This window comes from Neorhizobium petrolearium, assembly GCF_017873175.1.
GTDB lineage: Bacteria > Pseudomonadota > Alphaproteobacteria > Rhizobiales > Rhizobiaceae > Neorhizobium > Neorhizobium petrolearium.
The window spans coordinates 239,381-253,358 of the sequence record NZ_JAGGJW010000005.1 but is presented as its reverse complement, the minus strand read 5'-3'; the positions used below and the strand labels follow the sequence as shown (position 1 = coordinate 253,358).

Here is a 13,978-nt window from a genome sequence, read left to right as displayed (position 1 = left end):
GGTGAAGGAAAGTCATTGGTCTTGAGGGATGGGGATCACGTCCGCTGCGGAGGTAGCAATGCGGTTTGTCAGAACGAAAATTGAAGATCTCTGGCTCATTGAGCCAGAGCGGTTCGTTGACCAGCGCGGCTCTTTCGCAAGGACATTCTGCAAGCAAGAATTCTCTGACCACAACCTGGCGACCGACTTCGTTCAGCACAGCATTTCCATATCGACACTCAAACACACGCTGCGTGGACTTCATTTCCAGAAAACACCGCATCAGGAGACCAAACTGGTCTCCTGTGTAAGGGGAGCGATCTGGGATGTGGCGGTGGATTTGCGCCGCAGCTCTTCAACCTACCTGCATTGGGTTGCCGCGGTACTCTCGGCCGAGAATGGATTGCAGTTCTATATTCCCGAGGGATTTGCGCACGGTTTCCAGTCGCTTAGCGATGACGTCGCCGTTTCTTACATGATCTCAACACCATATGTCGCAGATAGTGCCTGTGGTATACGCTATGATGAGCCTGCGCTCGGTATCAGCTGGCCGGCAAAGCCATCGGTGATTTCGGAACGGGATCTGAGCTGGCCCAGATGGGCCATGTCCGACATTTCTACCGTTCTGTGAAGCCCAGGTTCGCAATCAGTCCGACTTCCTGAAGCGCCGCGGCCGCAGCGGCGATTTCCGAAAAAGGCATCTTCGATCTTTCCGAAATGTCCAGCAATGAGTTGTGCCCATCGGAGAGATTGAGCACCCATAGATATGCCAGGGTTCGGTCGCTGTTGGTCTTGTGTCCTCCGATGACGGAGAAAAGCCCGTACTTGCTCAATTGCGGCTCTCCCTTGGGAGAGAGGTTCAGAGGTGTCCAGTTCCCTTCCAATGCATCGATCATGTCCTTTACCATTCGGAAGGAGGTTCCGAGATGTTCCGGACGAATGAAATCAAGATTGTCAGCTGATGTATGATATTCGGGAAAGGTGCCGAATGCACTTCTCTGCAGAAGGCCCACGGGAAGATCGAAACCTGGCGAACAGAACTGTCGCTCGTCATATCCGTAGGGACTGAAGTCCTTGATAGTGAGAGGGATACTCTCATCTCCGCAACGCGTACAGGCGGCAATGCGATCGATCATCGTATTGCCTCGCCGGCTTCGCTTGTAGTTCGGAACCGCGCCGTCTCCAATGCAGGACAGAACGAGGCCGTGAGCTATATCCGAAAGGCGATGTTCGTTATTGGCCAGCCAGGCAAGCGAACCAATGGTTCCCGGCGCGAAGATGAAACGATAGCTATAATGCGTGCTGGCCGCCTTCAGGTACGCGGCGAGGCATGTAAGCAATGCCAACCCGGAGCAATTGTCATTTGCGAGCGACGGATGGCAGATGTGTGCATAAAGGAGGACTTCCTTTTTACTCCCCCCCGCGTGAAGATATTCGCCATAGACGAGATGGCCCGGCCGCTTTTCTGTATCGATGACGACGTCGTAGACGTCATCCCGGAGTTTCAGGAACTCCCGGTGCGCCATGCAGAAGCCCCAGGCATCGGTGTAATAGGCGGTCTTGTAAGGAATGAGGTCCGGCTGCGCCGGTAAGGTATAGATATGAGTTTTTAGCTCCGCCAGCGGCATAACCCGCCGTACCGGAATGCTGTAGTTCATGAGGTGGAGGTTGGACGCCGCGAAATCGATAACTTTCCGTCCGCGGGAATCCTTCACATAGGCATCTCTGACGATCCATTCGTCGGGAATAGTCCAATCGAAAACGCGTGTACCGCTCGGAACCTCCCGGCATTCGACATCGATATAATCTCGCATGATGCGGATCGTATCCCTGACGCCCTTGCCCGTGATGCTACGGCATATCGGAAAGAGCCGGCAGGCAAGCATGTAGATCGCCTGTCCCATTTCTCTGTCATTCCGGGAAGTCGCGGATGAGCCGAGCGTTTTCCCAACGCTATCCATGTCGGCCTCACATTCCGGCTACCGCAATATGGGTGGCGGGTTCCGGTATCCGCGGTGGGCGTCGCAGATTTTCATCGATCTCGTGATCACGGATAAGCTTTTGAATCTGACCGATGCGCTGATAATGCGGGCCTTCGAACTCGGCGAGCGTGAGGCCGGCGCTCGTATAGGCCTTGTAAAGTTGCGCGGCGCCGGCGGCCGCGGTCCAGGTCGGTTTGAAAGCCGGGAGCGTTCGCTTAATCTTGCTGAAATCCACGCGATAGGAGCGGGTATCCGGACTGGCGTCACTTGCATATTGCAGGCGGCATCCCGGAACCGTCATGGCGACGATCTCGGCGATCTCCTTGATCTGATAATTGTGTGCGTCCTGGCCCACATTGAACGCCTGATTGCGGACGTCGTCGGCCGGTGCCTCCAGCGCCGCCAGAAATGCGCGCGATATATCCTCGATATGAACGATCGGACGCCATGGCGTGCCATCAGACTTCAGCAGGATAAGCTTTTCGGTGACGGCCCAAGCCGTAAGATTGTTGAGCACGATATCGAAACGGAGCATGGGAGAAAGCCCGTAGGCGGTCGCCGGCCGCATGTACACGGGGCAGAAGTTGGCGTCGGCAAGGCCTGCGATTTCCTGCTCGGCGAGAACCTTGGAGATGCCATAGGCCGAGACGGGTTTCAGTTCCGCGGTCTCATTGACGAAGCCTTCGCCGGCTGCGCCATAGTTGCTGCAGGACGAAGCAAACAGAAAGCGCTTCACGCCGGCTTTCTTGGCAGCGACCGCCGTGCGGACACTGCCGCGGTAGTTGATTTCGTAGGTTATCTCCGGATTGAGATTACTCAGCGGGTCATTGGAAAGTGCGGCCAGATGGATGACCGCCTCAAATCCCTCGAGGTCGGCTTGTGTTATGTCGCGAACGTCCTTGCACACGCCCGGGACCCTGGGCAACTGCCCTCCGGGAAAGTAGGTGCAGCGATGGTAGAATTCGCTGTCGTACCCGTGCACCTCATGGCCCGCCTTCAGCAGCATGGGCACCATGACCGAGCCGATATACCCTCTGTGGCCGGTAACCAGAACTCTCATTGCCGTTTTCCTTCTCCGCAGCTCTTGACGCGGAGAAGCGTATCGCCTCGGCCGACCGCGTAGGACTGAGGAAACCGGTCGCCGCAGGCATGCGATTGGATGAGGTGATCCTAGCCGCTACGTCTTTCAGATGATCTCAGAGCAGTTGGCGCAGCTGGCATTGGCTCCGGGTCGTGTGCGACCAGCGATTGTTGGTTGAAGCGTCGGAAGACGACATCGGAGGGTCTCCCGATGAGATATTTCTCGACGCCATGTTCCAGTGCTTTCTTGTAGATGCCGAGCGCTCCATCGATAGCGCCAACCGTTCTTTCTATGTCGTCATCCATGTGTGTATAGCTGACGACCAGCGACGGGGCGAGAAGACCCCGGCGTATGGTTTCCTGCAGGAAGAGGGAGCGAAAGGCCTGGGAGGGTTTGCCTTCTTCATCAAGGGTCGAATAGGTGAGGCAGGCCGGATGACCGTGGACGCTAAAGTGGTTTGCAAGCCCATGGCCTGCGGCGACCTGGTTGACTGCTGCCCGCAACAGATTTCCCTGGCGGACGAGATGCTCAACGACGGGTTCGTGCCGATAGACATGCATGGTGGCGATAGCCGCCGCCATTGTGTGGGTTTCCGCACCATGGGTCGTCGAAAGCAGAAATACGCGCGGCTTGGAAGTTTGCTCGATACCGCCACGTTCCATGAATTCCCGCTTTCCAGCAAGCGCGGAAATGGAAAAACCGTTGCCCAGCGCTTTGCCGAAACACGACAAATCCGGAACGATACCATAGGCTTTCTGTGCGCCGCCGGTGTGCCACCGAAAACCGGTGATCATCTCATCAAGAATGAACAAGGTACCGTTTTCGTGACATAGTCTTTTCAGCTCGTGAAGGTAATGGTCCTTTGGATCTTCTCCGCGCGACGCTTCCAGGATGAATGCCGCGATCTGGCCCGGATATTGGCTGAAGAGACTGCGCGCGCGCTCCAGATCGTTGTACTTGAAGCCGACTGTAAGAGCCTGAATCGCTTTTGGAATTCCCGCATTCATCTCGGTTGTCCCGATGAACCAGTCATCGACCGAAAAGAATGGGTGATCGCTGCAACGGGCGATGAGATCCCGCCCCGTGACCGCCCTTGCAAGGCGTATGGCCGCTGACGTCGCATCCGAACCATTCTTGCAGAACTTGACCATCTCGGCGGTTGTAATCGTTTCCAGAAATGCGGAGGCGCAATCAATCTCGATCCGGGACGGACGCGTGAAATTGCAGCCTCGTTCCAGTTCTGCTCTGGCCGCATCGACAACGTGGAAATAGGCGTGGCCGAGGCCGACAGCCCTGTTGCCCATTCCGTACTCGATATATTCGTTGCCATCGACATCCCAGACGTGGCAGCCATACCCTTTTTCGATGAAGCCGGGGGAAAGGATGGGATACTGATCGTCTCCCTTCGCATAAGTGTGGGCACCGCCGGGTATGAGTTGACGTGCCCGCTTGCGAAGACGATCAGAGTTTTCAAAATCTTGGATCAGGTTTTCCATTTACGAGGCCCCGGTTGCGATCTTCGAATGACGATTAATACCGCATCCGGGCTGCACGTTTTCATTCCACCATTTGACGGGCCGGCTCGATCGAAAGGTTTAGGTTATGCATCCATGAACCGGATCGAAAACGATATGAGCGGATTTCTTTGGCTACGAAGAGCAAATGAGCTGACAACGTCTCTATTTTTGAGTCCGTTGCGACAAAGAGCCGGTCACAGGAGATCGTTCTCTTCCGAGGGGCAGATGACGTGCGACCGACGCATATCCGTCAATTATTCGGAGTGAACACCCAAAATCCATCGAGGCGAGCACGTCTCAGACGAGGATCACCGCGCGGCCTTGATAGAGAAGCCAGATTGGGGATTTCTACTTAAACAGATCGGATATCTTGAAAATGATCTCCGTCCTGTTTCTGGCATGCAGCTTTTTCATGATATTCCGGATGTGGACCTTGACCGTGCTTTCGCGGAGGTTGAGCTCATAGGCAATGATCTTATTGGGCTTTCCGCGTGTCAGTGCGTCGATCACATCGGCTTCACGTTGTGTGAACATGGCCGTCCGGCGCCGCTCCTTGTCCTCGGCTACAACCAGCAACTGACGAAGGTCATCCGGGTTTTCCACCGAGATAAACTTGCCTCCCGCCAGAGCCAGTGAAATGGCGCCGACGCAAACATTCAACCCGATCGCCGAGGAAATGTATCCTCGAACACCGGCTTCAAAAGCCCGGAGAATTTGCCGGAGGTCACGATTTTCCGCCAGAATGACAATAGGTAGTTCCGGAAATTCCGAAATAAGGCGTTTGAGATCATTTATAAAGAGATCGTCGCAGACGTCGTTCCGGCCGATATTGATCAAAATGCCGGCGTGCCGGGATTCTGCGGTGTTCCTCCACATCTCGAGGGACGAGAACAGTTCCACATCCATCCCGAGCCCATGAGCAATCAGACTTTGAGCCAGGCATTCACGGTCTAGCGCTCGATCATCGATAATCGCCAGTTTAGGTGTCTCTGTGTCAGGCATTTCGGAGCCGCGCAGCGAATTGGCGACCACCCTAAATCGCGCCGCGTTCGGCATATAGCCATAAGTAGGGATTGCTGTTGCCACCTTTTTCCCCCTTCCAACCCTTATTTCCAGCGAAAGTGCTGGATTTCAAGTAAAGCTTCGGCTTCACATAATTGTGGTCCCGTTTAGTTTTTTATTATATTTTAATTCTATTAAATAAAAACTTACAAATGCAAATACAATACTTTTGTTTAGGTGATTTTTCCGATGTTTGCTTAGAACTGAGGCGCTACGCGATGCTTCCGACTTGGCGCACAACGTGCCCAGGCACTCTCTCATGGCAGTAGGTTACAATGGAGCGACGCAAGTGGAAAAGCATCGGAAAATACCTAATTCTTCGTATACCTTCATTAATACGACAAAAATTGGGAGCGCGGAATTGCATCAAAATAGGTAAGAAAACGTGAAGAACTACTGGCTTGATCCCCTACTTAATTATTTGGGTAATGCCCTACAACTTAAGGGTATATCCCCTTCAGGGACGTATCTAGGTAATATATCGAAACCGAAACTATATAGAAACCTGACGAGCCGCACGATTTCGTCGGAAACCGCGGTTGAAGGGAGGACCCGCAACGATCGAGAATGGCGTCTTTTACCATCGGAGTTGGTCATCACCGAACCCGCCAGTGACAACATGATCCAGAAACCTAAGGAATGCTCGCCGAGCCGATGAAGTCCTCTCGACTTCGTTGCGGCTGCCTTATGGACAATCAACTGGCACCGGCGGCCCTTCATCAAAATAGCACAAGCGGGAAGTAAGTATGGTGAAACGCCGCTTCAGTCGAAGAAGAAAGGCGCGGCGATCCGGCAGAGATTCGGGCGAACCGTTACATGGCCTCGCGTCGAACCCGATAACCGGCTTCAAGGTGGTTGGCATAGGCGCGTCCTCGGGAGGGCTGAATGCGGTCAGCTCGCTTTTGAAAGCCTTGCCCCACCGGACCGAATGCGCATTCATGCTTGTGCAGCATCTCGATGCGGCTCACCAAGGCATGTTGGCCGAATTGCTGTCGGCTGAGACTTCACTGAAGGTGCTCCAGGCAACGGATGGCATCGTCATCAAACCCGAGCATCTCTATATCATTTCGCCGGAACTCTACATGGAGGCGGAAGCGGGCAGGCTTCATCTCGCCCCGCCTCACACCCAGGCCGATGCGCGATTATCGTTAGATTTCCTGTTGTATTCCCTGGCTCGCGAATATGGTGCCCGCGCGGTTGCAGTCATCTTGTCCGGTGCCGGGGCTGATGGCTCTGCCGCGATCGCCTCAATAACGGATGCCGGTGGCCTCGTCGTCGTACAGGATCCGCAGGAAGCCGAGTTCGACGGTATGCCGCGCAATGCGATCAGGTCGGCTATTGATCCGGTCATCCTGCCTGTTGCAAGGATGCCGGAAGCAATCCTCAACCGGACACCTATGGCTCCAGCAAACCTCCGCGCTCGATTGGCGACCCGTCCCGAGCGCACATTCTCACCCTCCGGAAAAGGTTCCTTGGCTGAAGCCGTCTCTCGGGTCTTGCTTGATCGTTATGCCCCAGCGGCGCTTCTTATCGATCGACGACATGAATGCCTCTATTCGACCGGCTTAATGGCTAAATTCCTCAATGTCGCGCCGGGGTCCGCATCTCACAATCTTTTCGCCATAACCCCCAAGAGACTTCATAGAAAACTCAGATCTGCGATCCAACACGCGACAGAAAACCGAAAGCCTTTCGTCGCAACAGGAGCAATGATCGAAAATAACGGCGACAAGATTCATTTCAGCATTCACGTCGAGCCGCTGATCGACCACGGGGAACATTATTTTCTGGTTTGCTTCGTTGAGGATATTTCTCTGGACCATAGGACAGAGCGGCCGCAGGGCGCACGCGCAGATGATGCCCGCGTTGCGGAGCTTGCGGCCGAGCTGGAGGAGACGCGGGCCGAATTGCAGGCCGCCATCCGGAACCTGCAGACCGCAAGCGAGGAGCAGCAGCTCATCAATGCAGAAGCTCTCTCCCTCAATGAGGAATACCAAGCGGCAAACGAAGAGCTCGTAACCTCTCAAAAGGAATTGCAGTCTTCGAACCAGGGGCTGGCGTCTGTCAACAATCAGCTCCGGGAGGCTTTAGAGAGCCAGCGGGCAATCTCGAAGGATCTCGAGAATATTCTCAGCAGTACAGACATTGCTACGCTGTATCTCGATAACGAATTGAATATCCGCTTTTTTACGCCTGCAACCCGGTCTCTGTTCAACATAATATCTTCCGATATTGGGCGGCCGCTTTCCGATTTCACGACATTGACGGATGATGGGACGTTGCAGACTGATGCGCTCGACGTCCTGAAAAGCGAGGGGGCAGTCGAAAGAGAGATCAGTGCGCGCGACGACCGCTGGTACATCCGCCGGATAAGGCCCTACCGAACCCAGGAAGGCCGGATCGAGGGGGTTGTGGTTATCTTCATCGATGTGAGCATTCAGAAGCAGATACTGCAGGATAGAGAGGCGGCGAAGAGATCCGCGGAGCTCGCCACTCAAGCAAAATCTCATTTTCTGGCTGCCGCCAGTCATGATCTTCGTCAGCCTCTGCAGACACTGAAACTCCTTCAGGGGCTGTTGGAGAAAATGGTCAAAGACGAGCAGCCGCGAACACTTGTGCTGAGGATGGAAGAGACGCTTGCCTCGATGTCGGGCATTCTCAATACGGTTCTCGACATCAATCAGATCGAAGCCGGCATGGTGCAGCCGAAGTTTGAAAGCTTTGCAATCACCAATCTCCTGGTTCGGATGCAGAAGGAGTTTTTCTACCCCGCGCGTGCAAAAGGACTCGAACTGCGGGTTGTCCCTTGCAGGCTGGCGGTACGCACGGATCCCCGTCTGTTGGAGCAAATCCTCCGCAATCTCCTGTCGAATGCGCTCAAATACACGCTTAGCGGAAAGATCCTTCTCGGATGTCGCCGGCATGGCAGCAAACTTCGGCTTGAGGTCTGGGACACCGGCATAGGGATTCCCGAAAATCAGATCGAAAAGATCTTCAACGAATACCATCAGCTCGACATACCCATTCGGGGCAGAGACCGTGGTCTAGGGTTGGGCCTTTCAATCGTTAAGCGTCTGAGCGATCTGCTCGGATCGAAGATTTCAATACGATCACAGCTTCAGAAGGGATCGGTTTTCTCGATCGAGATCGATCGCGCTGCTATTGACCAACCCCTGGTGGCGTTGCTCCCGTTGGATCTTCGGGCGGAAAGAGCTCAAAACTCTCCAGTGGCATCAATTCTTATCATAGAGGATGAGGATGCAATGCGAGACTTGCTGAGAATGGGGTTGGAGCAGGCCGGACATACCGTCGCGACCGCAACTAACGCTTTCGAAGCGGTAACCCTTGTCAAGCAGGGGCGCTTCATGCCGAACTTTGTCCTTGCCGACTACAATATCTCGTCGGCTATGGACGGCCTCGCGACGATTGAGAACATACGCAATATCCTCGGGCGTCGGATTCCCGGATTGATACTGACAGGCAACATATCGAGCAACGCACTCAAAAAATACGCCCAGCATGCTATCCCGCACCTGAACAAACCCGTGAAGCTGAGGGAGGTCATTCAGGCGGTCGATGACCTTCTTGTGCATTCCGACAAGGGGAATGCAACAGACAATAGTCATGCCGCGAGGTCGGACGCCGCACTCAGTCCGCTGATCGAAGTGATCGACGATGAGCTAGGCGTTCGAGAGAGTATACGAACTCTCTTCGAGGGGATGGACTGGGCAGTTCTGACTTACGCCAGCGCAGAAGAGTTCCTGGCTGGCTACGATCCGGACAGACCGGGCTGCCTTGTGCTGGATGCCTATCTGCTCGGCATGAGCGGGCTTGAACTGTTACGCATATTAAAGGAAAGGCAGCATCGTTTTCCCGTCATTGTCATCACCGGTCACAGCGATGTCCGCATGGCCGTCGATGCGATGAAGCACGGGGCGGCGGACTTCATTGAGAAGCCGTTTTCCCTTGAGGATATTCAACGGAGTGTCACAACGGCGCTCGAACAGGTGCGCGATACAAATGACCGCTCCGGCCGTCGTGACGCGGCCCGTGCCAAGCTTGCTGCCTTGACGCGGAGGCAGCGGCAGATCTTGGACAGAATTATCCTCGGACAGCCGAACAAGATCATTGCTGCAGAGCTGGGATTGAGCCAGCGGACGGTTGAAAACCATCGAGCTTCCATCATGCGCAGAACAGGCTCGTCCTCTTTTCCTGCCTTGCTGCGGCTTGTGGTTGCGGCAGAGGAATAGTGTCAGGCCGCCTGCATCAATGAAAGCGGCGTCTGAAAATTTTCGGCCACGCTGAAAGAAGAAATCTTATGCGGCGACCAGCGTCGGGCCGATGTAGGAGGTAGCCGACAGGTGGCAGAAAAGCCTTAAGCGGTGAGATGCGAAAAGCCAGCCTCAACAATTCGAAAGCCTCGATATCTCCCCGGAGAAGGTGAGAGATGCCGGACCAGTAGGCTCGGTTTGCAATACCCCGCCGGGCCAGCTGCCGCATTGCGTCACTGCCCACCATGTTCTTTCCTTCATGGCTGAAGAAACTCTCGGCAGCCGCGGCCGTATGAAGGATGTGCTGTGTCTGGCGCGACGCAAATGTCTTGGAGCGGTTGTTCGCATGTGACCGAATACCGGCCTGGACACATGCAATCTCGGCTACCGAGCCATGCAACGCCAGCCGCAGCCAGATTTCATAGTCGTCGCTGTGGGGTAAGTTAGTGCGATAATGGCCGACGCGCTTCTGGATGCTCGTCCTTACGACAACAGATGATCCGGGTATCTGGAACACTCCCATCCTGCAGAAGCGTTCGATGAAGGCTCGACCTTCGTGGAGTTCGAACGGCGTTGGATAGGGTTGAGGTGGAATCCGAGGAATTGGCGCGTCGTCTTCGACAGCGACGTCCAGTCCATAGCAGAATGCGACCGACGTGTTTCGCTCCATGAGGTCGACCGCGCGCTTCAGAGCTCCGGGGACAAGAAAGTCATCGGAGAACATCAGCAGGAAATAGTCGCCCTGGGCCCAATCCACGCCCTGATTGAAGGAGGCATGCGTTCCCAGGTTTTCCTGGCGGAGAATAAGCTCGACACGGTTGTCGTGGGCGAGCGATCCTGCGATCTCTGCGCTGTCGTCCGTCGATGCATTGTCGATAATCAGGACGCGGACCTGGACCTCTTCCTGATTCAGGATGCTTTCCACGCAGGTGCGCAGGTATCTTCCGTAATTATAGTTGGGTACGACGACGTCGACGGTCCTCATCTGTCTATGCTCTCAAGGCCGGAAAATGTCGGCGCAGCCACGGCGCTGCGTTTGACAGCGTACGCAGGATCAACCGGATTTCCGTCAGAAATGGATGATTTGCGACAATCAGGCCGGGGAGCCACCCTGCAGCGGCGGTCAAAAGCATCAGCCCGAAATGCAGGAAGTTCATCTGGAAGTTCCACCCGTTGAAGGCAAGAAACGCCAGCGGTCCGATCACTGAAAAAAGGGTGACGACGACGCTTGGAAGAATTGCCGCCATCAGTTCAGCGAATGTAAATCCCAGATGTTTTCTGGCAAAATAGAGAGAGATCAGCATCTGTGCGGGCAGGGAGATGAACTGGCTTGCTGCCATGGCCGTGATGCCATAGGTGCTGGCCCCGCAGAGCAGGACCAATGCCAGGCAACGGCACAGGAAGCCGGAGAGAAATGCGTCACGGTTGTGCCCGAGTGCGAGCAGCAGCGGATTGGTGACAACGACTGCGAACCAGAAGACTGCAGCAAGCGAAAGAAGTCGAACGAGCAGAATTGCATCACCCCATTGAGGCCCAAGAATGAGATCGACGATGGGGGCAGCTGTCAGTGCGATGAGGAGTACGCCCGGCCAATAGAGTCCTGACAGATAGCTGAGCGTATTGAGGTATGCCTTCTTGATGTCTCCGCCCCCTCTTACGCTGGCAGCCAGAGCCGGAAAGGCCATCGCATAGAAGGCCGACATGACGATCCTGTCGGGAATTCCGCACAAGGTGTTGGCCCGATTGTAAAGACCGACGGAGGACATCGATATGATCTTGCCGAGGATCAACTGCGGAACAGTTTCATAGATGCGATCGACTGCCTGAGAAGCCCCCTTGAAACGCCCGAACGCAACCACCGTACGCCAGGATTCCAAACTCGGCCGGCATATAAGGACGAGAGAATGGGGAGAGACAAAAGCAGACAAGCCGGCGAGCGTGATCGCGCCGGCGAGCATAGCCCATGCATAGCTGATATAACCGAAACCGAGAAATCCCAGCAGGATCGTCGACGAAGCGGAAACGAGCAGGGCTACGCTGCGGATTTTGGCGAGTACTCCAAACGCCATATTACGCCGCAGGGTTGCGACAATCGGCTGCGAAACCACGTCGGCGAAGGCCGACATCATGACAAGAAAGAGAAATAGCGGCAGTTCGGGTGCATCATAAAACTGCGCGATCTCGTTTGAGATGATCACCATTCCAACAGTGATCAACACGGTGAGCACAAGGAGCATCGTAAAGGAGGTTCGGAGATCCTTTTCCTCGATCTGCGGCCTTTGAATGAGAAATTCCGGCGTCACGAATTCTCGCAGCGACAGGGCGATTGCGCCAATACCAATACCCGTCACCGCATGCCCGATGGCATCAGGCGTCAACAATCGTGCCATCGCGGCCACGACGATGATGTTGATAGCCAGACCCAGATACTGCTCTATCGACGACATAATGAACGCGCGGCGAGGGGTACTCATGTGCCGCTCCGAAATCCGGTGAACCTTGCGATCCGATGGAGACGGTCGGTTCTTTTCCTGTGCCGATACATTTTAAAGACCCCCGGGGCTACTCAAGGATTGGGCATGCGTCATTCCAGATGTTGTTTTGTATTCACGTCAGACCGGAGGCGCTGAAAGCAACTGCTTGCCCAAAATCTGCTGCTGCTCGAGAAGCTGACTTTGGAAACGCTCATTTACGATCCCGATCTGGTGTTTGATGGCTTCTCGTTTATCGAGCATCTCCAGAAACAGGGTCTGAAGTCCATCCACGTCGAATGCTTCTATATGCCGACAAAATTGCTGCTGGCCGAAATCCCGCATCAGATCATCATTCTTCTTCGCATATCCGAGCGATATCGTCGGCCGGCCAAGCTTCAATGCGCAGACGAGATTGTGATATCGCGAGACCACCGCCAGATCGACGGTTGAGATCCGCTTCATCAGGTCGTGGAGTGATCCTCCTCCCGAAGCGATCTCGACCCGAGCCCAGTCCGCTTTTGCGACCGTGTTTGCGAGGATGTCGACAATATCGTCGCACGCGCGCTGGTCGGTGACGTCCCCCATAAACAGATTGACACGGTATCCTTCTGCGACAAGCCAGCTCGTGAAAGCGGAGATCTTGCGGATGTAGTTTTCATAGATCGCGTCGGCATGAGATTCGCCGGGCTGCCATCCGCGATAATGCATGATGCCGACTCCAATGCACAAACCTCCACCGGCCGGCTTTTCAGGGCCGCATGCGGGAAGTGGAAGGCCGAAGGCAATATCCGGGTAGCGGTGGTCGCCGGAAACGTCGACACCGAGTGAGCGCATATATTCCAATGAATAATCGTCGCGATATGACCGGTATGAGGCCATCTTTGCCGCAGACACAAGAAACCACCGGCTGAGGCGGCCTTTTATCGGTCCCGCGCCGATACTGACGAAAGCGATCTCAGTTCGGCATAGCCGGGCGACGAAACACCAGCAGAAGATCACGAACGGCCAGCCGAATGCTTTCTCCTGGAAATCATCAAGGATTCCGGTTCCTGGGATGATCATCAAATCAAACCCGTTCAGTTGTGCAATCGCGATGCCGAGCAACGCCAGCCGACGGGGCAGTTTCAGGAGGAGCCTGTCCAGCGTCCTGGCCCATGGAGCGGAAAGGGCGGGGCCGCCAACGCTCATACACCGTATGTTATAACGCGCTTCAATGACGGCCGGGTTGGAGCAGATACATAAAAATTCAGCGTCAGGCCGCAACTTGTGCAAATAGATGAGCATCGCCTCCAACGACCCGTCATTGCCGGAGTTGCCGGATCCGAATTGCCCGAGCAGGCTGATCTTCATCTGGTCTTCCATGAGCGCGAGACTGCGGCCGGTGATACCGTCGCTTCTAAAGACACTGATATCGGCTCGACGAGTGCCTACACACATCGTAATTCGGCTGGAATGATCCCCCAAACGAATACATGCTCCTGCGGCCATCCTTCTAAGGACGATGCGACTTAACCCAGCATTCGACTACCTCCAGACAGTCGGGGCTCTAGTATCCTCGAATTGAGCGGAAACGGTGCTTTCGATCATCCGGATGGATGGACCGTCGCTTCGC

Annotated in this window: 9 protein-coding genes; 2 read left to right on the top strand and 7 right to left on the bottom strand. The window is 55.0% G+C overall.

Going from position 1 to position 13,978, the window contains the following annotated elements; all coding sequences use genetic code 11:
- Positions 1-58: 58 nt before the first annotated feature.
- The gene (rfbC, locus tag J2046_RS11685; RefSeq protein WP_210051896.1) at positions 59-610 is read left to right on the top strand and encodes a dTDP-4-dehydrorhamnose 3,5-epimerase; all 552 of its coding nucleotides are present in this window, start codon (positions 59-61) and stop codon (positions 608-610) included.
- Here the strand turns inward: rfbC and J2046_RS11680 are convergent.
- The 4 genes from J2046_RS11680 to J2046_RS11665 form a co-directional block, all read right to left on the bottom strand.
- Positions 597-1,940 (bottom strand): DUF4910 domain-containing protein, encoded by a 1,344-nt coding sequence (locus tag J2046_RS11680; protein ID WP_210051894.1) that lies wholly within the window; start codon positions 1,938-1,940, stop codon positions 597-599. The two genes, rfbC and J2046_RS11680, sit on opposite strands and share 14 nt — an antisense overlap.
- Before the next feature lie 7 nt (positions 1,941-1,947).
- Positions 1,948-3,021, bottom strand: a complete 1,074-nt coding sequence (locus J2046_RS11675) for an NAD-dependent epimerase/dehydratase family protein (protein ID WP_210051892.1) — start codon at positions 3,019-3,021, stop codon at positions 1,948-1,950.
- Positions 3,022-3,131: 110 nt separating this feature from the next.
- A complete protein-coding gene (locus J2046_RS11670) occupies positions 3,132-4,538 on the bottom strand; it encodes a glutamate-1-semialdehyde 2,1-aminomutase (RefSeq protein ID WP_210051890.1) in 1,407 nt (468 codons plus the stop codon).
- A gap of 369 nt (positions 4,539-4,907) precedes the next feature.
- Positions 4,908-5,645 (bottom strand): LuxR C-terminal-related transcriptional regulator, encoded by a 738-nt coding sequence (locus tag J2046_RS11665; protein ID WP_210051888.1) that lies wholly within the window; start codon positions 5,643-5,645, stop codon positions 4,908-4,910.
- 722 nt (positions 5,646-6,367) lie between these two features.
- Here J2046_RS11665 and J2046_RS11660 point away from each other — a divergent pair.
- Positions 6,368-9,871 (top strand): chemotaxis protein CheB, encoded by a 3,504-nt coding sequence (locus tag J2046_RS11660; protein ID WP_210051886.1) that lies wholly within the window; start codon positions 6,368-6,370, stop codon positions 9,869-9,871.
- A gap of 16 nt (positions 9,872-9,887) precedes the next feature.
- On the opposite strand, the gene J2046_RS11655 is transcribed toward J2046_RS11660, so the two are convergent.
- From J2046_RS11655 to J2046_RS11645, 3 genes are all read right to left on the bottom strand, one after another.
- Positions 9,888-10,877, bottom strand: coding sequence for a glycosyltransferase (locus tag J2046_RS11655; RefSeq protein WP_210051884.1), 990 nt, complete (start codon positions 10,875-10,877; stop codon positions 9,888-9,890).
- 4 nt (positions 10,878-10,881) lie between these two features.
- The gene (locus J2046_RS11650; RefSeq protein WP_210051882.1) at positions 10,882-12,366 is read right to left on the bottom strand and encodes an oligosaccharide flippase family protein; all 1,485 of its coding nucleotides are present in this window, start codon (positions 12,364-12,366) and stop codon (positions 10,882-10,884) included.
- 138 nt (positions 12,367-12,504) lie between these two features.
- Positions 12,505-13,716, bottom strand: a complete 1,212-nt coding sequence (locus J2046_RS11645; protein WP_210051879.1) for a polysaccharide pyruvyl transferase family protein — start codon at positions 13,714-13,716, stop codon at positions 12,505-12,507.
- Between the last annotated feature and the right edge of the window lie 262 nt (positions 13,717-13,978).